Annotated in this window: 16 protein-coding genes; 6 read left to right on the top strand and 10 right to left on the bottom strand. The window is 73.6% G+C overall.

Features of this window, described 5'->3' with window-relative positions:
- Window positions 1-558: a two-component system response regulator gene (locus ACFY3U_RS08460; protein WP_387197027.1), complete on the bottom strand. Its 558-nt coding sequence runs from the start codon at window positions 556-558 to the stop codon at window positions 1-3.
- Entirely contained in the window at window positions 555-4,922 is a 4,368-nt protein-coding gene (locus tag ACFY3U_RS08455) for a HAMP domain-containing protein (protein ID WP_387197024.1), read from the bottom strand. Before ACFY3U_RS08455 ends, ACFY3U_RS08460 begins: the two co-directional genes overlap by 4 nt.
- Before the next feature lie 209 nt (window positions 4,923-5,131).
- Here ACFY3U_RS08455 and ACFY3U_RS08450 point away from each other — a divergent pair, with 209 nt between their 5' ends.
- From ACFY3U_RS08450 to ACFY3U_RS08440, 3 genes are all read left to right on the top strand, one after another.
- Window positions 5,132-7,186: a SpoIIE family protein phosphatase gene (locus ACFY3U_RS08450; RefSeq protein ID WP_387197021.1), complete on the top strand. Its 2,055-nt coding sequence runs from the start codon at window positions 5,132-5,134 to the stop codon at window positions 7,184-7,186.
- 69 nt (window positions 7,187-7,255) lie between these two features.
- Window positions 7,256-7,537: a hypothetical protein gene (locus ACFY3U_RS08445; protein WP_387197018.1), complete on the top strand. Its 282-nt coding sequence runs from the start codon at window positions 7,256-7,258 to the stop codon at window positions 7,535-7,537.
- Window positions 7,534-7,890: a ribbon-helix-helix domain-containing protein gene (locus ACFY3U_RS08440; RefSeq protein ID WP_387197015.1), complete on the top strand. Its 357-nt coding sequence runs from the start codon at window positions 7,534-7,536 to the stop codon at window positions 7,888-7,890. Before ACFY3U_RS08445 ends, ACFY3U_RS08440 begins: the two co-directional genes overlap by 4 nt.
- Before the next feature lie 226 nt (window positions 7,891-8,116).
- Here ACFY3U_RS08440 and ACFY3U_RS08435 read toward each other — a convergent pair whose 3' ends face one another.
- Entirely contained in the window at window positions 8,117-9,481 is a 1,365-nt protein-coding gene (locus tag ACFY3U_RS08435) for an FAD-binding oxidoreductase (RefSeq protein ID WP_387197012.1), read from the bottom strand.
- A 92-nt stretch (window positions 9,482-9,573) separates the two neighbouring features.
- Here ACFY3U_RS08435 and ACFY3U_RS08430 point away from each other — a divergent pair, with 92 nt between their 5' ends.
- Together ACFY3U_RS08430 and ACFY3U_RS08425 are read left to right on the top strand one after the other, a co-directional pair.
- Complete coding sequence (locus ACFY3U_RS08430) at window positions 9,574-11,667, top strand: S9 family peptidase (RefSeq protein ID WP_387197008.1); 2,094 nt, start codon at window positions 9,574-9,576, stop codon at window positions 11,665-11,667.
- Window positions 11,668-11,671: 4 nt separating this feature from the next.
- The gene (locus tag ACFY3U_RS08425; RefSeq protein WP_387197005.1) at window positions 11,672-11,914 is read left to right on the top strand and encodes a hypothetical protein; all 243 of its coding nucleotides are present in this window, start codon (window positions 11,672-11,674) and stop codon (window positions 11,912-11,914) included.
- Between the two features lie 13 nt (window positions 11,915-11,927).
- Here ACFY3U_RS08425 and ACFY3U_RS08420 read toward each other — a convergent pair whose 3' ends face one another.
- The 4 genes from ACFY3U_RS08420 to ACFY3U_RS08405 are packed head-to-tail and all read right to left on the bottom strand — an operon-like array spanning window position 11,928 to window position 15,299.
- A complete protein-coding gene (locus tag ACFY3U_RS08420) occupies window positions 11,928-13,451 on the bottom strand; it encodes an FtsX-like permease family protein (RefSeq protein WP_387197002.1) in 1,524 nt (507 codons plus the stop codon).
- Window positions 13,448-14,146 (bottom strand): ABC transporter ATP-binding protein, encoded by a 699-nt coding sequence (locus ACFY3U_RS08415; RefSeq protein ID WP_387196998.1) that lies wholly within the window; start codon window positions 14,144-14,146, stop codon window positions 13,448-13,450. Before ACFY3U_RS08415 ends, ACFY3U_RS08420 begins: the two co-directional genes overlap by 4 nt.
- Window positions 14,143-14,679, bottom strand: a complete 537-nt coding sequence (locus ACFY3U_RS08410; RefSeq protein ID WP_387196995.1) for a PadR family transcriptional regulator — start codon at window positions 14,677-14,679, stop codon at window positions 14,143-14,145. Before ACFY3U_RS08410 ends, ACFY3U_RS08415 begins: the two co-directional genes overlap by 4 nt.
- A 53-nt stretch (window positions 14,680-14,732) precedes the next feature.
- A complete protein-coding gene (locus tag ACFY3U_RS08405) occupies window positions 14,733-15,299 on the bottom strand; it encodes a TIGR03086 family metal-binding protein (protein WP_387196992.1) in 567 nt (188 codons plus the stop codon).
- Between the two features lie 31 nt (window positions 15,300-15,330).
- Between ACFY3U_RS08405 and ACFY3U_RS08400 the strand changes: the two genes are divergently transcribed.
- Window positions 15,331-16,197 (top strand): DUF6597 domain-containing transcriptional factor, encoded by an 867-nt coding sequence (locus tag ACFY3U_RS08400; RefSeq protein ID WP_387196989.1) that lies wholly within the window; start codon window positions 15,331-15,333, stop codon window positions 16,195-16,197.
- 438 nt (window positions 16,198-16,635) lie between these two features.
- Here ACFY3U_RS08400 and ACFY3U_RS08395 read toward each other — a convergent pair whose 3' ends face one another.
- The 3 genes from ACFY3U_RS08395 to ACFY3U_RS08385 are packed head-to-tail and all read right to left on the bottom strand — an operon-like array spanning window position 16,636 to window position 20,536.
- Window positions 16,636-18,174: a SpoIIE family protein phosphatase gene (locus ACFY3U_RS08395; RefSeq protein WP_387196985.1), complete on the bottom strand. Its 1,539-nt coding sequence runs from the start codon at window positions 18,172-18,174 to the stop codon at window positions 16,636-16,638.
- Window positions 18,175-18,176: 2 nt separating this feature from the next.
- The gene (locus tag ACFY3U_RS08390; RefSeq protein ID WP_387196981.1) at window positions 18,177-19,529 is read right to left on the bottom strand and encodes a sensor histidine kinase; all 1,353 of its coding nucleotides are present in this window, start codon (window positions 19,527-19,529) and stop codon (window positions 18,177-18,179) included.
- Window positions 19,526-20,536: a SpoIIE family protein phosphatase gene (locus ACFY3U_RS08385; protein ID WP_387197633.1), complete on the bottom strand. Its 1,011-nt coding sequence runs from the start codon at window positions 20,534-20,536 to the stop codon at window positions 19,526-19,528. The genes ACFY3U_RS08390 and ACFY3U_RS08385 overlap by 4 nt, the downstream gene beginning before the upstream one ends.
- Window positions 20,537-20,538 lie beyond the last annotated feature (2 nt).

The following is a 20,538-nucleotide window of genomic DNA, read 5'->3' as shown; positions in this document are numbered from 1 at the left end:
TCAGTGGCTGCTGCCCCAGCGCGCCTGTTCGAGCAGCTCCACCGCGCGCTGCCGGGACGCCGGGTCGTCGTCGGCGCGCAGCAGGGTGGTCGCCTCGTCCACCGCGTCGGTCAGCACCCGCCACTGCGCGTCCCGTTCGCGCACCACGTCGGACTGGGCCGCCAACTGCCGGGTCTTCACCCACAGCTCCACGAAGACCGAGACCTTGGCCCGCAGCACCCACGGGTCGAACGGCTTGGTCAGGTAGTCCACCGCCCCCACCGCGTAGCCGCGCAGGGCCAGCTGGGCGTCCTTGTCGGCGGCGGTGAGGAAGATGATCGGCACGTGCCGGGTCCGCTCCCGGCGCTTGATGTGGCTGGCCGTCTCGAAGCCGTCCATGTCGGGCATCTGCGCGTCCAGCAGGATCACCGCGAAGTCGTCCACCAGCAGCTGCTTCAGCGCCGCCTCGCCACTCTCCACGGCGACCGACTGCACCGGGAGCCCCTGCAGGATGGCCTCCAACGCCATCAGGTTCTCCCGCCGGTCGTCCACCAGCAGCGCCTTGGCCGTCTGCGTCACGAATGCTCCTCGCCCCGGCTGCGGCTCATCGAGGCCGCCATCCGCTCGATCAACTCGTCCAGGTCCACCGGCTTGGTGATGTAGTCGCTGCCGCCGGCCGCCAACGCCGACTCCCGGTCGCCCGGCATCGCCTTCGCGGTGAGGAAGACGATCGGCAGGTCGGCGAAGCGGTGGTTACGGCGGATCTGCCGGGTGGTCTCGTACCCGTCCTGGTCCGGCATCATCGCGTCCATCAGCACGATGTCCACCTCCGGATGCTCGGCCAGCAGGCGGACCCCGTCCGCCCCGTTGTCCGAGTACAGCACGGTCATCCCGTGCAGCTCCAACGCGCTGGTCAGGGCGAAGACGTTCCGCACGTCGTCGTCCACGATCAGCACCGTGGCGCCGTCCAGCTGTCGGGTGACCGGCGCCTCCGGCACCGCCGGCAGCAGCTCCATCGGGGGCATCAGCAGCGACGACGGCAGCCCGGCCCGCTGTGGCGACGGCGCCTGGGGCGCCACCACCGCGTCCGGCGCCAGCACGTCCGGTACGAACAGGGTGAACGTCGAGCCCTGCCCGGGCGCCGACGACACGGTGATCGTCCCGCCGATCAGGCGGGCCAGGTCCCGGCTGATCGACAGGCCCAGCCCCGTCCCGCCGTACCGCCGGCTGGTGGTGCCGTCGGCCTGCTGGAACGCCTCGAAGATGATCGACAGCTTGTCGTCCGAGATGCCGATGCCGGTGTCGATCACCGTGAACGCGATCACCCGCCGGGCGTTGGTCAGCGCCGGCACGTCGAAGACCGCGTTCTCCGGCGCCGGCCCGATCCGCAGGGTCACCGCCCCGTTGTCGGTGAACTTCACCGCGTTGGACAGCAGGTTGCGCAGGATCTGCTGGAGCCGCTGCGCGTCGGTGACCAGCGCCGGCGGCAGCTCCTTGGCCACCCGTACCTGGAAGTCCAGGCCCTTCTCCTCGGCCTGCGGGGAGAAGGCCTGCTCGACGTAGCCGCGGATCTCGGCGAACCGGATCTCGGTCGGCTCGACGTCCATCCGGCCCGCCTCGATCTTCGACAGGTCCAGGATGTCGTCGATCAGGCGCAGCAGGTCCGAGCCGGAGCCGTGGATCGTCCGGGCGAACTCGATCTGCTTGGGGCTGAGGTTGCGCTCCGAGTTCTCCACCAGCAGGCGCGCCAGCAGCAGCAGCGAGTTCAGCGGCGTACGCAGCTCGTGGCTCATGTTGGCGAGGAACTCGGACTTGTACGCCGACGCCCGGGTGAGCTGCTGGGCCTTGTCCTCCAGGCCGAGCCGGGCCAGCTCGATCTCCCGGTTCTGGGTCTCGATGCTGGCCTTCTGCTCCGACAACAGCTTCGCCTTGTCCTCCAGCTCGGCGTTGGTGCGCTGCAACTCCGCCGACTGGTCCTGCAGCTCCAGGGCGAGCCGCTGCGACTGGGCCAGCAGCTCCTCCGTACGCCGGTTGGCCTGGATGGTGTTGACCGCGATGCCGATGGTGAGCACCAGCCGCTCCAGGAACTGCAGGTGCAGCTCGGAGAAGCGGGCCACGCTGGCGAACTCGATCACCCCGAGCAGCTCGCCCTCGAACAGCACCGGCAGCACCACCAGGTCGGCCGGCGGCGTCTCGGCCAGCCCGGACCGCAGCGTCAGCCGCCCGTCGGGCAGCGCGTTCAGCCGGATCGTCCGACGCGACAGCGCGGCCTGGCCGACCAGCCCCTCGCCCGGCCCGAAGGTCACGTCGTGCCCCCGGGCCACGTACCCGTAGCTGGCGGTGAGCCGCAGCCGCAGCACGCCCTCGGAGTTGTCCGACAGGAAGAACGCGCCGAGCTGCGCGTCGACCAGCGGGGTCACCTCCAGCATGATCATGCGGCAGACCTCGCCGAGGTCCCGCTGCCCCTGCAGCAGGCCGCCGATCCGGGCCAGGTTGGAGTCCAGCCAGCCCTGCTCGGCGTTCTTCTTGGTCGTCTCCCGGAGGGTGACGATCATCTGGTTGATGTTGTCCTTCAGCTCGGCGACCTCGCCCTGCGCCTTGACCGCGATCCGCTGGGTGAGGTCGCCGCGGGTCACCGAGGTGGAGACCTGGGCGATGGCGCGCAGCTGGGTGGTCAGCGTCGAGGCGAGCTGGTTGACGTTCTCGGTGAGGTCCCGCCAGGTGCCGCTGACCCCCTTCACCTGGGCCTGACCGCCGAGCTTGCCCTCCGTACCCACCTCACGGGCCACCCGGGTCACCTCGTCGGCGAACGACGACAGCTGGTCGACCATGGTGTTGACGGTGTTCTTCAGCTCCAGGATCTCGCCCTGCGCGTCGACGGTGATCTTCTGCCCCAGGTCACCCTTCGCCACCGCCGTGGTGACCGAGGCGATGTTGCGGACCTGACTGGTCAGGTTGGAGGCCATCGAGTTCACGTTGTCGGTCAGGTCCCGCCAGGTGCCACTCACGCCCTTCACCTGGGCCTGGCCGCCGAGCTTGCCCTCGGTGCCCACCTCGCGGGCCACCCGGGTCACCTCGTCCGCGAACGACGACAGCTGGTCCACCATCGTGTTCACCGTGGACTTCAGCTCCAGGATCTCGCCCCGGGCGTCCACCGTGATCTTCTGCGACAGGTCACCCTTCGCCACCGCCGTGGAGACCTGGGCGATGTTCCGCACCTGGGCGGTCAGGTTGGACGCCATCGAGTTCACGTTGTCGGTCAGGTCCCGCCAGGTGCCGGCGACGCCGCGTACCTGGGCCTGGCCGCCGAGCTTGCCCTCCGTGCCCACCTCGCGGGCCACCCGGGTCACCTCGTCCGCGAACGACGACAGCTGGTCCACCATCGTGTTCACCGTGGACTTCAGCTCCAGGATCTCCCCCCGGGCGTCCACCGTGATCTTCTGCGACAGGTCACCCCGGGCGACCGCCGTGGTGACCGAGGCGATGTTGCGGACCTGACTGGTCAGGTTGGACGCCATCGAGTTCACGTTGTCGGTCAGGTCCCGCCAGGTGCCACTCACGCCCTTCACCTGCGCCTGACCGCCGAGCTTGCCCTCCGTACCCACCTCACGGGCCACCCGGGTCACCTCGTCCGCGAACGACGACAGCTGATCCACCATCGTGTTCACCGTCGACTTCAGCTCCAGGATCTCCCCCCGGGCGTCCACCGTGATCTTCTGCGACAGGTCACCCTTCGCCACCGCCGTGGAGACCTGCGAGATGTTCCGCACCTGGCTGGTCAGGTTGCCGGCGAGCTGGTTGACGTTCTCGGTCAGGTCCCGCCAGGTGCCGGAGACACCGCGCACCTGGGCCTGGCCGCCGAGCTTGCCCTCGGTGCCCACCTCACGGGCCACCCGGGTCACCTCGTCCGCGAACGACGACAGCTGGTCCACCATCGTGTTGACGGTGTCCTTCAGTTCGAGCATCTCGCCCTGCGCGGCCACGGTGATCTTCTGCGACAGGTCACCCCGGGCGACCGCGGTGGAGACCTGGGCGATGTTGCGTACCTGGATGGTCAGGTTGGACGCCATCGAGTTGACGCTGTCCGTCAGGTCCTTCCAGGTGCCGGAGACGTTCGGCACGTCCGCCTGACCGCCGAGCTTGCCGTCGGTGCCCACCTCCCGGGCCACCCGGGTCACCTCGTCGGCGAAGAGCCGCAGCGTGTCAGTGAGCGAGTTGATGGTGTGCGCCAGCTCGGCGACCTCGCCCCGCGCCGACACGGTGATCTTCTGCGACAGGTCGCCCTTGGCCACCGCGGTGGCCACCGTGGAGATCGACCGCACCTGGTAGGTGAGGTTCGACGCCATCGTGTTCACCGAGTCGGTGAGCACCTTCCAGGTGCCGGCCGCGCCCTGCACGTCGGCCTGCCCGCCGAGCTTGCCCTCGGTGCCCACCTCGCGGGCCACCCGGGTCACCTCGTTGGAGAACGACGACAGCTGGCCGACCATCGTGTTGACCGTCCGGCCGATCCGCAGGTACTCACCGCGCAGCGGACGGTCGTCGATCTCCAGCGCCATGTGCTGCGAGAGGTCACCCTCGGCCACCGCGTTGATCACCCGGGCGATCTCGGTGGTCGGCCGACCCAGATCGTCGATGAGCGAGTTGACCGCGCGCTGCCCCTCGACCCAGGAGCCGTCCAGGCCCTCCTCGTCGAGGCGTTCGGTCAGCCGGCCGTCCCGGCCCACCACCCGGCTGATCCGCCGCAGCTCCAGGTGCTGCCGCTCCTGCAGCGCCACCACCTCGTTGAAGGCGTCCGCCACCTCGCCGGCCACGCCCGCCCGCCGGGGCAGCCGCACCTTGAGCTCGCCGCGGCGGACCTGCCGCAGCGCCGCCGCCAGCTCGGCCAGCACCGCGTCCTGCTCGGAAGCGGACGGATCGGCGGTCACCGACTGTTTCGCGGTCATAGTTCCTCGCTCCGATCGGGGCCTCCGGCGCGTGCCGACACGCCGCCATCCCATCATTGTGCCCGCGCCGGTGTCGACGCCGCGGACGCGCGGTGCGCGCGTACCGACCGCTCCGGCCTGCCGGTTTCCGGGTACGGCGACCGCCCGGGCTGGGGTACGGCTTGCCGGTCCGGGTTGGCACCCGGACGGCGACGGTGGAGGATACGGGGGTGTCAGCGGAGGCGGGGCCCGCGGTGGACGCGGGCCGGGAGGAGCACGTCCGGCGGGTGCGGCTGCCCGCCGATCGCCGCACCCCCGCCGCGGCTCGGGCGTTGGTGCGCTCGGTGCTGGCCGAGGCCGACCTCGACGAGCTGCTCAACGAGGCGCTGCTGCTGACCACCGAGCTGTCCACCAACGCGGTGGAGCACGCCCGTACCGAACTGGACATCGAGGTCCTCGCCGACCGGATCGGGCTCACCGTCACCGTCTCCGACTTCGCCTCCGGGCCGGTCGACGAGCTGGTGGTGGGCGTCCGCAACGACACCGACGAGATCGGGGACGTCTCCGAACGCGGGCGCGGGCTGCTGCTGGTCGACCACTTCGCCAGCCGCTGGGGCACCACGTACCTGCCCACCGGCAAGGGGGTCTGGTTCCGGCTGGACCGGCAGGGGATGGTCGACGACGATCCGGCCGCGCCCCCGCACCGTGCCGTGCCGGGTGACGGCGCCTCGGCGCCGAGCGCCGCCGCGATGAGCGAGCTGACCCAGACCCGCCCCGACCCGTACGCGGACGACCCGCTGCCCGACTTCGCCGCCGACCTGCTCAGCCGGGTGGCCGAGATGGTCGGCGCGGCGGGCGGCGTGGTGCGACTGGACCGGGGCGACGGGCAGGGCCCCCGACCGCTGGCCCGGTACGGCCGCCAGCCCCGCCCCGGCAACGAGCTGCTGCGGGTGCCGCTCGCCGTGCACCGCCCGTACGCCGGCGAGCTGGAGCTGGACGCGGCGCCCTCGGCGTACGCCCGACCGCTCGCGGTGCTCGCCGCCGAGCGGCTGTCGCTGCACCTGGAGAACGACCGGCTGCGCCGGGCGGACGTCCGCCGCTCGGCCTGGTTGACCTTCCTGGCCGAGGCGAGCGAGCTGCTGGCCCAGTCGCTCGACGTGGACCTGACCATGGCGCTGATCCCGCAGCTGGTGGTGCCGCGGCTGGGCCAGTGGTGCGCGGTGCACACCACCGATGAGTGGGGCCGGCTGCGGCTGGCGGCGTCCAGCCACGCCGACGAGTCGGTGCTGCCGCAGCTGCACAAGGTGCTCCGGGAGACCGGGCCGGACTCGATCCAGGCCCGGCTGCGGGAGGCGTCCCGCAGCGCCTCGCAGGTGCCGCTCGGTGCGCCGATGGAGGGCTTCGCGGTGCCGCTGATCGCCCGCAGCCAGCGGCTGGGCACCCTGGCCGTGGGTCGGCACCAGCGGCACCGGCACGACCCGGACGAGGTCGCCGTGCTGGAGGACGTGGCCCGGCGCGCCGCGCTGGCGATCGAGAACGCCCGGATCCACGCCGAGCGCCGCCGGGTCGCACAGACCCTCCAGCAGTCGCTGCTGCCGCCGGTGCTGCCGGTGGTCGACGGCATCGGCTTCGCCGCCGAGTACGTCCCGACCGGCGACGACGCCGAGGTCGGCGGCGACTTCTACGACGTGGTGCCGCTGCCGGACGGCCGCTGGCTGGTGGTGATCGGCGACGTCTCCGGCAAGGGGGTGCAGGCCGCGGCGGTGACCGGGCTGGTCCGGGACGTGATCCGGGTGCTGGTCGGCGACGGGAAGCCGCTGCCGGAGGCGCTGGCCCGGCTGAACCAGACGCTCGTCGAGCGGGGCGGCGGCCGGTACTGCACGCTCGCCCTGGCCGCGGTGCGCCCCGGCGACGGCGGGGTGCTGGAGGTGTCGCTGCACCTGGCCGGGCACGATCGTCCGGTGCTGCTGCACGGCGGCGGCGGTGCGGCGTTCGTCGGCGCGGGCGGCACCGCGCTGGGCCTGCTCGACGCGATCTCCTCGCCGACGGCGGAGATCCCGCTCGGGCCGGGCGACTCGCTGATCTTCTACACCGACGGGGTGACCGAGCGCCGGCGCGGCCGGGAGCTGTTCGGCACCGAGCGACTGCGGGACGCCGCCGCCCCGCTGGCCGGTTACTCGGCCGACGTGGTCGCGGCACGACTGCGGGCCACCGCGATCAACTTCTCGGTGGAAGCGCCGCGGGACGACATCGCCATCCTGGTCCTGCGCAACGACGCCGTCTGAACACGAGTAGGACCTCACACCCCCGCGCGTCCGCCAACCTCACGTATTACGTCGTGTTACGTTGGCGCTGTGTCTGAGCGCGAATACGTCTGGACCGATGAGGGCCTGGTCAACTCCCGCCGTAACGGCATCGGTTCGGACGAGGTGACTCAGGCGCTGTACGCCCCGTCAGGTCTACGCTACGAACGCCCCCTCGGAGACATGCTGCTCATCGTCATGGGCATGTCCGACAGCGGTCGAATCATCGCCGTGCTCTGCGACCGCATCGCCACCACGGACACATACAAGATCATAGGAGCCCGCGCCCTTCAGGGCGCAGACCTCGACGAGTGGAGGAGGCGAGTCCTGTGACCGAGCCGAACTTCGACCGAATGACCAAAGACCAGGTCGTGGCATGGTTCCAGAACGCCGAGAGCCTGGCACCGGTGATCAGGTCCATGACCGAGGCGCCGGCATCCGGCACCGCGCCCGGCACGCCCATGATGCTGGTCAGCATCCGGCTACCCGTCCCGCTCGTGGACCAGCTCGATCGCCTCGCCGACCAGAGCGACACCCGCCGTTCCGACATCATCCGCGACGCCCTGACCAGATACATCACCGCTCGCACCGCGCCCGTCAGCCAGGATGAGGCCGAGCAAGCCCTCGACGTTCTCCGCCGCATCGTCACCACTCGTACCACCGAGGGCCGAGCGGACGCCGCGTAGATCGACGGCGAAGGCACATCGACCGACCCGAAGTTGGGCGTCCCGCGTAGTGGTAGTGGTACTGGGCGCGACCGGGCGGCGGTGCTGTGGCGTGACCGCGGCGTGCTGCCCCACCGAGCCCGGTTCCTCCTGCTCACCGCGGCGGTCGTCACGCTGACCCTGACCGCGCTCCGGCTGACCAGCCGCGCCAAGCGGACCGTCCGGTGCCCGGCGCGGCTGCCGAGCCTCAGAGGCCACCGGGGAGTCGGCCCGGGGCGAATCGGTGGTGTGGGTCGAGGTGTTCCTTGGCCGCGCGCAGCCGGGGGATGACCGCGGGCTCGCCCCACAGCTCGACCTCCCGGCGGACGGCCGGCGGGGCGGCGACCACCACGCACCGGCCGCGCCGGGCCAGCAGCACGCCGCGCACCGCGGCGAGGATCGAGGCGACCCGGTCGCCGGGCAGCGCCCCGGGCAGCGCGGCGTGCACCACGCCCAGGCCGGCGGAGCCGCGCACCGGCACCGGGGCGCCGGCCGCGTCGCGCAGCGCGTAGACGGCGGCGTGCAGGTCGGGGATCGGCACCTCGATGCGCAGCGCGGTGTCGCCCGGCGCGAACGGGTAGCGCCGCCACCAGAACGGCGGCGCGTGCGAGGCGGTGGCCTCGCCGGCGAAGAGCGCGAGCAGGCGTTCGGCCCGCTCGGCGACGTCGGACGGGCCACCCTCCAGCAGCACGGTCAGCGTGCCGGCGCCGCCCCGGGTCGCCGGGTCGCGGCCGGCCATCGAGGGGTGGTGGGCGCGAGCGGCCGCCTCCGCGGCCCGGCTGGGCCGGCGCGGCAGCGGCGCGGTGGCCGCCAGGTCCAGCTCGACGGCGGCCGGGTCGAGGCGCGCGGCGAGCACGGCGCGCACCAGGTCGTGCACCTCCAGCGGGGTCCACACCGGACGGGAGACCCAGATCCGGCTGGCCGGCACCGGCTGCACCCGCAGGGTGGCCGAGACCAGGATCCCCAGGCCGCCCTGCGAGCCGCAGAGCAGCCGGCCGACGTCGAGGCCGACCGAGGTGGACCGACCGGACGACTGCGGGCCGGCGCCGACCAGCTCGCCGTCGGCGTCCAGCCAGCGCACGTCGACCAGCTGGTCGCAGGCGGTGCCGTGCCGGTGGCGCAGCGGGCCGGCCTCGTCGGCCGCGAGCACCCCGCCGAGGGTCGCCCCGGGCGAGGGCGGATCGAGCGGCAGCCGCCGCCCGGTGCGCTCCAGAGTGGCCTGGGCGGCGCGCAGTGGCGTACCGGCGCCGATCTCGGCGACCGCGGCGTCGGGCGGCAGGTGACCGATGCCGGCCAGCCGGCCGGTGTCGAGCATGATGTCGACCCGCTCCGGGGCGGCACCCCAGTCGATCTTGGTGCCGGCGCCGCGGGGCACCACCGTCAGATCGTGCCGGGCGGCGAGCCGCAGCACCCGGGCCGCTGCCGCCGGGCCGCCCGGCACCGCGACCCACCGGGCGGCGCGGCCGGCGACCTCGTCGGCGGCCCCGGCCAGCCGGGCGAACGAGGGCCCGCAGATCTCGCTCAGGCTCCGGGTGATCTCCGCCGCGCCGGTCGAACTCGCTGCTGCCGCCATGGCGCTCATCGTACACATGTTCGAAAGACCCGGCGGCGGGTCGGTGCCCGAGCCGGCGGCCGCGGGTCGGGGGCGGCCGGTAACGTGACGCCGTGACCACCGACACCGCGCCCGTCGCCAAGCGTGAGCCGAGCGAGCGCACCCACCACGGCGACACCGTCCTCGACGAGTACGCCTGGCTCGCCGCCAAGGACGACCCGGCGACGATCGCCCACCTGAAGGCCGAGAACGCGTACACCGAGGCGCGCACGGCGCACCTGGAGGGGCTGCGCGGCGAGCTGTTCACCGAGATCCGCAAGCGCACCCGGGAGACCGACCGGTCGGTGCCCACCCGCAAGGGCGGCCACTGGTACTACACCCGCACGGTCGAGGGCCAGCAGTACGGCGTGCACTGCCGCCGCGCGGTCCGGGACGGCGAGACCACCCCGCCGATCAGCGCGGACGGCGCCCCGCTCGACGGCGAAGAGGTGCTGCTCGACGGCAACCAGCTCGCCGAGGGGCACGACTTCTTCTCCCTCGGCGCGTTCGACGTCAGCCCGGACGGGCGCTGGCTGGCGTACTCGACGGACTTCTCCGGCGACGAACGGTTCAGCCTGCGGATCAAGGACCTCACCACCGGTCAGCTGCTCGGCGACGAGGTGCCGGACACCTTCTACGGCACCGCCTGGTCGGCCGACGCCTCGGTGCTGTTCTACGTGACCGTGGACGAGGCCTGGCGACCCAACCGGGTGTGGCGGCACACCGTCGGCACCCCGTCGGGCGAGGACGTGGTGGTCCACCAGGAGGACGACGAGCGGTTCTGGGTGGGCGTCGAGCTGACCCGCTCCGAGCGGTTCGTGCTGATCGACATCCACAGCAAGGTCACCAGCGAGGTGCTGGTTGTCCCGGCCGACAACCCGACCGGCACGCCGGCCAGCGTCGCGCCGCGCCGGCAGGGCGTCGAGTACGCCGTCGAGCACCACGGCCACCGCTTCCTGATCCTGCACAACGACGGCGCCGAGGACTTCGCGCTGGCGTACACCTCGGCGGACACCCCCGGTGACTGGGTGCCGCTGATCGAGCACGTCCCCGGCACCCGGCTGGAAGCGGTCGACGCGTTCGAGAACCACCTGGTGGTCTCGCTGCGCGCGAACGGGCTGACCGGGCTGCGGGTGCTGCCGGTCGGCGGCGGGGACGCGCACGACCTCGACTTCCCGGAGCCGATCTACAGCGTCGGGCTGGACGCCAACCCGGAGTACCGCACCGGGCGGATCCGGCTGCACTACACCTCGCTGGTCACCCCCGACTCGGTGTACGACTACGACCTGGTCACCCGGGAGATGGCGCTGCTGCGGCGCAAGCCGGTGCTGCCCGGCCCGGACGGCCGGCCGTACGACCCGGACGACTACGAGCAGCACCGCGACTGGGCGCTCGCCGACGACGGCACCCGGGTGCCGATCTCGCTGGTCTGCCGCCGGGGCACCCCGCGCGACGGCACCGCCCCCGCCGTCCTCTACGGGTACGGCTCGTACGAGGCCAGCATGGACCCGTGGTTCTCGGTGGCCCGGCTCGGCCTGCTCGACCGGGGCGTGATCTTCGCCGTGGCGCACATCCGCGGCGGCGGCGAACTGGGCCGCCGCTGGTACGACCAGGGCAAGCTGCTGGCCAAGAAGAACACCTTCACCGACTTCGTGGCCTGCGCCCGGCACCTGGTCAAGGCCGGGTGGACCGCCGCCGACCGGCTGGTCGCGCGGGGCGCCTCGGCCGGCGGCCTGCTGATGGGCGCGGTGGCCAACCTGGCCCCCGACGCCTTCGCCGGCATCGTCGCGCAGGTGCCGTTCGTGGACGCGCTCACCTCGATCCTCGACCCGTCGCTGCCGCTGACCGTCACCGAGTGGGAGGAGTGGGGCAACCCGCTCGACGACCCCGAGGTGTACGCGTACATGAAGTCGTACACGCCGTACGAGAACGTGGCGCCCGTCGACTACCCGGCCATCCTGGCAGTGACCAGCCTCAACGACACCCGGGTGCTCTACCACGAGCCGGCCAAGTGGATCGCCCGGCTGCGAGCGGTCGCCCCACGGGGCGACTACCTGCTCAAGACCGAGATGGGCGCCGGGCACGGCGGCCCCAGCGGCCGGTACGACGCCTGGCGCGAGGAGGCGTTCGTCAACGCCTGGATCCTCGACCGGCTCGGCCGCGCCTGACCCGATGCGCGAGGAGCCCGGGACGACGGACGGGAGCCGGGCGGCGGACCAGCCGCCCGGCACCGGCCCGGTCCCCGAGGGCGAGCCGGCGGACGGCGTACCCCCGGCAGCCGGGCCGGCGGCGGGCCGGCGCGGGCCGGCCTGGCTGGTGCTCGGCGTGGTCGCCGCCGCCCTGCTGGTCTGCTGCTGCTCCACCGTCGTCGGCCTCGCCCTCGCCTGGGCCGCCGGCCTCTTCCACGGCCGCTGATCCGCGGCCACGTTCAGCCGGTACGCAGCTCCTCCACCGACGTGCTGGCGCGCAGGAAAAGCAGACCGACACCGACCGTGACCAGCACCGCCGCCAACGCGCCGCCGCCGAGCCAGGCCAGCTGCTCCCACGGTACGGCGGGAGCGATCCGCACCAGCGGCTCGGTCACCATCCGGACGTGCTGCTGCCGCAGCACCGGGTCGGCACAGATCTGGTCGGCGGCGTCGCACACCTCGGTGGAGGAGCCACCGCCAGTCGGCGTGCCGAACAGACCCCGGGCCAACAGCAGCCCCACCGCCAGGGCCAGCCCCACGGCCGGCACCGCGGGGGCCAACGCCTGCCAGGCGATCGAGCGTCCGATCGTCCCCCGTGGCACGCCGGTGGCGACCAACGCCGCGTACGCCCGCCGACGCGCGGTGACGCCCTCGACCAGCGCGACGACCAAGCCGCCGGCGGCCACCAGCATCGCCACCGCCACCGCCAGGTCGACCAGGTCCATGGTGCGCAGGTAGAAGTCGCCCCCACCGATGCCGCCCAGGCCGCGCCGGTCCAGCTCCGTCGCCGCGACGAAGTACGCCCGCAGCCCGGCCGCCCCGGCGCCGAGGAGCACCGCAGCCAGCAGGGTGGCGAAGGTCCGGCTGCCCGCCCAGGGGTCCGCGGCCAGCCGGCCGGCGGCGAGCAGCGCGGCCGGCCGGCGCGCGTGCCGGCGCAGCACCCGACCGGTGCTGTACGAGATCCAGCCGGTGCCCACCACCACGCCCACCATGGCGGCCAGTCCACCGCCGGCCAGCAGCAGCGACACCAGCCCGTCCGGCGACGCCTGATCCCGTGCCTCGTACCAGCGCTGCAGCGGTTGGACGGCGGCGAAGGCCAGCAGGCCGAGCAGGATGAGCAGACCGACCCAGGGGCGCGGGCCACGCTCCCGCCGCTGCCGGCGCACCACCCCGAGCGGTGTGGTGGCCACCGTGCGCAGCAGCACCGCGGTGGCCAGGGCGGCCAGCAGCGGCAGACCGAGCACCACCGCCGCCAGCGCGCCCGGCGCGGGCAGCACGTCGATCGGCAACGGCAGCCGGCCCCGCGCGTCCGGGGTGTCGTACACCCACCGCCCGACGAGGTAGAGCACCAGCCCAACGCCGGTGCCGAGCAGGCTCGCCAGCCCGGTCTCCGCCGCCGCGAGCCGGGTCACCTGGCCCGGGGTGGCACCGGCCAGCCGCAGGGCGGCGAGCCGGCGGTCCCGGGCCGGCGCGCCCAGCCGGGCGCACTGCCCGGCCAGCGCCAGCACCGGCACGACCAGCAGCAGCAAGGCGAAGGCGGTGCCGCCGCGCAGCCCCGGCTCGACCAGCAACTGGTTGGCGTACTGCTCCGACCACCGCACCTGGTTCGCACGCGTCGCGGGCGGTGTCGGGATGGCCAGCACGGTCAGCGCGGCCAGCCCGGCAAGGGTGGCCAGGGCGGCACTGAGCGCGGTCAGCACCACCCGGGCGGTGTCCGTACGGGTGCCGGCCAGCGCCAGCCGCAGCAGGGTCCCTGGCCTCACCGGTGACCACCGGCCGGCACGTCCGCCCCGAGCCCGGTGTGGTCGACCTCCCCGTCGCGGAGCACCACCTCCCGGTCGGCGTACCCGGCGATCCGCGGCTCGTGGGTGACCAGCACGACGCTGGTGCGCTGTTCGCGGGCGAGCCGGACCAGCTGACCGAGGACCTGCTCACCGGTGAGCGTGTCCAAGGCGCCGGTCGGCTCGTCCGCGAACAGCACCCGGGGCTCGGTGACCAGCGCCCGGGCGGTGGCGCAGCGCTGCTGCTGCCCGCCGGACATCTCACCGGGCCGGGCGTCGGCCACCTCGGCCACGCCCAGCCGCTCCAGCCAACCGAGCGCCACCGTCCGCGCCTCTCGCCGCCCCGTGCCGGCGAGGAGCAGCGGAAGGGCGACGTTCTCCGCCGCGGTCAGCTCGGCGACGAGCTGACCGAACTGGAACAGCACCCCGAACTCGGTGCGGCGCAGCCTCGACCGCGCCGCCTCGGACCAGGTGTCGATCCGCTCGCCGCGCCAGCTGACCTGCCCGGCGTCGGGGCGGAGGATGCCGGCCAGGCAGTGCAGCAGGGTGGACTTGCCGCAGCCGCTCGGGCCGGTGACGGCGACGATCTCACCCTCGGCGACGTCGAGGGTGACGCCGCGCAGCGCGGGTGTCGGCCCGTACGCCTTGACCACACCGCGAGCCTGGAGTTCCGTCACGAGTGCACCTCCCGGTGCCAGTCGGCGACCCGGTCCAGGGTGGTCCGCAGCCACCTCAGGTCGGCGTCGAGATGGGCGATGGCGTAGTCGGCCGTCACGATGTCGTCGAGGGTGGCGGTGGCCGCCGTCTTGATCCGGGTCAGCTCGCGCAGCCGCCCGGTGTGCGCGTCGCGCTGGGCGGCCAGCCAGGCCCGGGCGGTGGCCACGTCGGCGACCAGCAGCGCCACCACCACCTTGGCCAGCAGCGTGCCGGAGACGTACGGCATGGGTGGCTCGACGGCGGCGAGCCAGTCGTCGAGCGCAGCCCGGCCCTCGGCGGTCAGCGCGTACGCGGTGCGCTCCGGGCCGGCCGCCCGCTCCTGCCCGGCGGCCGCCACCAGGCCGTCCCGTTCGAGGCGGCCCAGGGTGGCGTAGACCTGCCCGAACGCCAGCGGCTTCGCGCGGGGCAGCCGGGCGTCGTACGCGCGCTTGAGCTCGTAGCCGTGCCGGCTGCCGCCGGCCAGCAACCCGAGCAGCACGTGCGGCGTGGACATGACGGCCACTATTCACTGGATGAATAGTGGCCGTCAAGGCCCGGCGGGCCGGCTCAGGGCGTCCAGGCCGGGTCGCGGCCGGTGCGGCCGAGCAGCCGGTCCAGGTCGGGCACGTCCTCGCCCAGCTCGACCGGCTCGCCGAAGGCACCCATCTTCCGGCCGGTGTCGCCCATCTCGTCCATGAAGCCGTGGCCCGCGCCGGTCACCTCCGGGGCCGGCTGGTACGGCTGCCCGGTGGCCCGGGCCAGGTCCCACCCGTGCACGGTCAGGTCGATCAGTCCCATCAGACCGACGGTCCGCTGGGGCAGCCCCATGCCGGGCGAGGTGCCCTCCTCGGCCGCCGGGTCGTCCCAGGCCCGGACCAGCCGCCCGGCCTCCTCGGCGAAGCGGTCCCGCCAGCCCGGCGTCAGGTGGTCGGTCGACACCGACCAGTCGACCTCCCGCCGCGCCGCCAGGGTCTGGAAGTTGACCACCACGTCGTACACGTGGTTGAGCAGGTCCCGGACGGTGTAGTCCACGCACGGGGTGGGCAGGTCGAACTGGTCGTCGGAGATTTCCCGCACCACCGACACCGTGCGTGGCGCGGCGGCGGCCAGCAGCTCGCTAGTCTTCGTTGCCATAGGGCCAGCGTATGAAGGTGGTCTTGAACGAATGCGACAGCCACGCGGGGACAACCGGGGCATCCTCGACCCGGACCGGTTGCGGCGGGAGCTGCGGTTCCGGCGGCTGCCGCCCGCGCCCGCCCTGGCGTCGTGGGTCGAGCACTACTGGTTGATCGACTGGGTGCTGACCGCGCCGTTCGAACAACGGGTGGTGCCGCACCCGGCGGTCAACGCGGTGTTCCGCCGGGCGGCCGGCGGCCCCGAGACCGCCGAGATCGCCGGCGTCGGAAGGAAGCTCTTCTCGATCACCCTGACCGGCACTGGCACGGTCAGCGGCATCCAGTTCCGCCCCGGCGGCTTCCGACCGTTCTGGCGCCGGTCGGTGGCGGAACTGACCGGCCGCCGGGTGCCGCTCACCGTCGCGCCGGAGGCCGCCCGCGCAGCCGGCCCGCCGTTCACCCACCACCCGGCCGTCTCCGCCGCGCCGGGCGACGGCGCCGGGCCCGCCGACCCGCCGGGCCGCTGCACGGGTACGGACGACGAGCGCCGCCGCGCGTTGGACGCCTTCCTGACCGCCTGGAAGCCCGAGCCCGACCCGGCGGCGGCCGAGGCGGTCGCGCTGGCCGAGGCGATCCGCGCCGACCGCGGCGTGCTCCGGGTGGACGACTTCGCCCGCCGGCACGGTGTGTCGACCCGGCGATTGCAGCGCCTCTTCCTCGACCACGTCGGGGTCAGCCCGAAGTGGGTGATCCGGCGCTACCGGCTGCAGGAGGCGATCGAACAGGCCGTCGCCGGGCCGCCCGACTGGTCCGCGCTCGCCATCGACCTGGGCTACAGCGACCAGGCGCACCTGGTCCGGGACTTCACCGCCGTCGCCGGCGTCTCCCCGGCCGCGTACGCCCGCTCCCTGAGCTGAGCCGGCTGGGCTGGCTGGGCTGGCTGGGCTGGCTGGGCTGGCTGGGCTGGCGCCCAACGAAGGCGACGGCGTGCGCGGCACGCGCGACGTTCCGGCGCGGGGCATCCCCTCGCCGACCGGCGACCAAAGGCGCGACGGAGAGTAGCCGACCAGCCGCCATCCCCGGGCCACACCTCCTCGCTTTGCTCTGCTGCCACCGACGCGACAGGCACACCGGGTAACCCCGGGCACCGAGTGCTCCGAATCGGTGGCGGCGATAACCGCAGCTCAGCATGGTGTCGCCGATATGGCAGCAGAGCAAAGGGGCGGAGCAGGCACGCGGGACGCTCGCGGGGAGATCACGGAGAGCGACGCCCAGTCACGCTCACTCAATGTGACTTCGATCGACGGAAGCCCGGGTGGGCTCCCCGCTGCGCGATCGGCCGGGGACGGGTTGGCTCAGCGGCGGCGGAGGGCGACCACGGCGACGTCGTCGTGGATCTCCGGCGGCGCGAGCTCCACCAGCAGACGCTCGCAGAACCGGTCCAGGTCGTCGTCGACCCGGGTGACGCAGGTGGCCAGCGCGGCCAGCCCCTCGTCGATGGTGGCGTCCCGCCGTTCGATCAGCCCGTCGGTATAGAGCACCAGGGTCGCCCCGGCCGGCAGAGTGAACTCCAGGTCCGGCGGGCGCTCGGCGCGCACCCCGAGCAGCGGCGCGGAGTGCTGGACGAACTCGACCCGGCCGTCGAGGCTGATCACCGCCGGCAGGTGCCCGGCGCTGGCCAGCCGGATCCGTCCGGTGGGCGGGTGCAGCAGCAGCAGGCAGATGGTGGCCAGCTCGTTCGGCAGCAGGGTACGCATCAGCACGTTCAGCCGGTCCAGGATCACCCCCGGCTGGTGCCCCTCCACCGCGTACGCCCGCATGGCGTGCCGCAGCTCGGCCATCACGGTGGCCGCGTGCAGCGAGTGGCCGGCCACGTCGCCGATCGCCATCAGCAGGTGACCATCCAACATGACCAGCTCGTAGAAGTCGCCGCCCACCTCGGTCTGGGCGCTGGCCGGCTCGTACCGGACGGCCAGATCCAGGCCGGCGACCTCGGGCAGCCGGCGCGGCAGCAGGCTGCGTTGCAGGGTGACCGCGATCCGGTGCTCCTCGTCGAAGGAGCGCTGCCCCTCCACCGCCGCCGCGACCGCCTGGGCCAGCTGCACCAGCACCGGCGTCCGGGCCGTCTGGGTGCTGGAGGGCACCACCACGTACAGCGGGGCGCGGTCCTCCCGCAGCTTGGCCGCGGCCACGGTCACCGTCTCGCCCGCCGGCCAGGGCACCAGCCCCCAGGCGCTCGGCTCCTCGATCCGTACGGTGGAACCGGTCGGCACGCCGGTGTCGTCCACCACCCACGGCACCACCTGCGGTGGGCTGTCCGGCCCGGCGGCGACGCCGGCCAGGCAGTCCCCGTCGAAGGTCTCCGCGACCACCGCGGCCGGGCCCTTGAAGATCTGCGCGGCGCCGGCCGCCGCCTCCTCCAGCAGGCGGGCGAAGGTCGGGGCGGCGTGCACCGCGACCGTGGTGTCCGCCAGCCCGGTGAGCCGCTCGGCGAGCAGCTCCGCCCGCTGCCGCGCCTGGTAGTAACGCAGCACGGCGTGGGCCGTGGCGACCAGCTCCTCCGGCTCGATCGGCTCGGCCAGGTAGGCGTCCGCTCCCCGGGTCAGGCCCTGCGCCCGGTCCTGCACGTCCACCGCGTGCGCGGACACGTGGATCACCGGCATCGCCGGGTGGGCCTCCTTGATCCGCTCGCAGACCTCGAAGCCGCTCAGGTCGGGCAGCCGGACGTCGAGCACCACCAGGTCGACCGGTTCCACCCCGACCCGGGCCAACGCCTCGCCGCCGGTCTCCGCCTCGCGCACCTGGAAGCCGGCCCGGGTCAGCCAGCTGACCAGCAGGTAGCGCTTGGTCCGGCTGTCGTCGACGACCAGCACGGTCGCCTGGTCGGCGGCCACGCTCAGCCCTCGCCCGCCGGCAGGACGACGGTGAAGGTGCTGCCCCGGCCCGGCTCGCTGGTCAGCTCCAGGGTGCCGTCGAGCAACGACACCAACCGCCGGGCGTACGGCAGGCCCAGGCCGGTGCCGCCGGAGCGGCTGGTCCCCGGCACCTGGTAGAACTCCTCGAAGATCCGCTCGTGCAGCTCCGGGGAGATGCCGGAGCCGGTGTCGGAGACGGAGATCCGCCAGCGGTCGCCGTCCCGCTCCGCGCGCATCCGGACCTCGCCCCGCTCGGTGAACTTCAACCCGTTGTGCAGCAGGTTACGCAGCACCTGCGCGAGCAGCACCTCGTCCGAGCGGAGCACGGCCGGCGCGGGCGGCTCCTCCACCACCAGCTCCACCGTCGACCGGGTGGTGAGCGCGCGCAGCGTCCCGCGCAGCTGGCCGAAGAGCGCCCGCAGGTCGACCTCGGCCCACTCCGGCTCGATCCGCCCGGACTCCGCCTTGGCCAGGTCCAGCAGGTCGTTGACCAGCGACAGCAGGTCGGCGGCCGAGGACCGGATCAGCCCGACCTGCTCCGCCTGCTCCTCGGTGAGCGGGTCGGAGGCGGAGTCGGTGAGCAACCGCCCCAACCCGATGATCGCGGTCACCGGGGCGCGCAGCTCGTGGCTGACGTTGGCCAGGAAGCGGCTCTTCGACTCGCTCGCGGCGCGCAGCTGCGCGGACTTCTCGTCGAGCTCGGCGTAGAGCGCCACCACCCCGCGGTTGGTCTCCTCCAGCTCCTCGGAGAGCTGGGTGTACAACGCCATCACCCCGCGGTTGGTCTCCTCCAGCTCGGCGTTGAGCACGGCCAGCTCGTCGCGCTGGCTGCGGACCTCGTCGAGCGCGGCGATCAACTGCTCGTTCTGGGTGGCGAGCTCGTCCAGGGCGCTGGCCGGCGCGCTGTGCCCGAGCTCGGCGCGCAGCTCGGCCAGCCGCGCCGCGGTCAGCTCCTGGGCGGTGGCCGGGACACGTCGGGACATCATCACGACGGTATCCCCCTCGACGGTGCTCACCGACAACCTGTCCACCAGACGCGCAACCGCACCGGACTGCGGCTCGTACCGGTCACCCGGGAGCGGGCGGACCGGCAACAGGTCGATCCGCAGCGCGTACCGGCCGTCCGACTCCTCGGCGGTACGGAAGGTGACGTCGGCGCCCTCGGCCAGCCGCAGGAGGTCCCGGGCCACCTCGCTGAGGGCGGTGGCGAGGCGTACCTGGTCCTGGTGCTCCAGCCCGACCCCGGCGGCGACCTCGCGCCCACGCTGGCGGACCAGGAAGATGTCCTGCTCCACCCGCAGCGCCATCCGCAGCAGCGGCTCCGGCGGCGTCATGCCGGCAGCTCCGCGACCAGCACGCAGGCGTCGTCGCGGCGGATCCCGGCGTCCCGCAGCAGGGTCGCGGCGATCACCAGCGGCGAGCGGCCGAGCAGACCCGGGTAGTCCTCGATCCGCCATCGGTCGACCACGCCGTCGCTCTGCATCACCAGCCGGGAGCCCGGCGCGAACGGGTAGTCGTACTCACGGACCGTGGGGCGCTGGTGGCCGGCGATGCCGGGCAGCGAGACCAGGCCGCGCCGTCCGCCGTCCGGGCCGAGGACGTTGCCGGCGATGTTGCCGAGCCCGGAGTAGCGCAACAAGCCGGCGGACCGGTCCAGCTCGGCCACCGCCAGCGCCGCCCCCCGGGTGTGCGACATGGACCGGTGCAGGTGCTGCACCACCGTGGCGGGCGGCCCGGCGGGCGCCGACCGGAACGCGGCGAGCGCGGCGTCGGTGGCCGACGCGGCCAGCGCGCCGTGCCCGAGGCCGTCACAGACCAGCACCTGGTGCCGGCCGTCGACGACCCGGGCCGCGTGGCCGTCGCCGCTGACCTGCTCCCCGGTGATCGGCCGGGTCAGCCCGGCCACCCAGGCCGCCGGCGGCGGGGTCGGCGACGGCCAGACCTGCACGGCGATGACCGTGCCCCTGCCGGGCCAGGACCAGGCGTCGGACCAGCTGGCCTGCCGGGTGATCGCGCCCAGCCCGATGCCGAGGGTGCCGGTGGTGGAGTGGCCGTCCCGGGACGAGACGGTCAGGTCGGCCATGCCGGGGCCGGCGTCGACGGCGACCAGCTCCACGCCGGCCGTGTCACCGTCGCGGACGGGCCGCAGCAGCATGCTGCCGTCCTGGGCGTGCTTGACCAGGTTGCTGGTCAGCTCCGCGGCGACGATGGCGAGGTCGGCCGTCCGGCTGTCGGCGAGACCGAGCTGCCGCCCGAGGCGTTCGGCGGCCCGGCGGACCGCGCTGGCGGCGCTGCCGCTCTCGACCCGGAACCACACCCCGGCGTCCGGGACCACCTCCATGG

It is taken from the genome of Micromonospora sp. NPDC000089 (assembly GCF_042899365.1).
Lineage (GTDB): Bacteria > Actinomycetota > Actinomycetes > Mycobacteriales > Micromonosporaceae > Micromonospora.
Note: the sequence above shows the minus strand (reverse complement) of the source record. Positions and strands in the feature narration are given on the sequence as shown.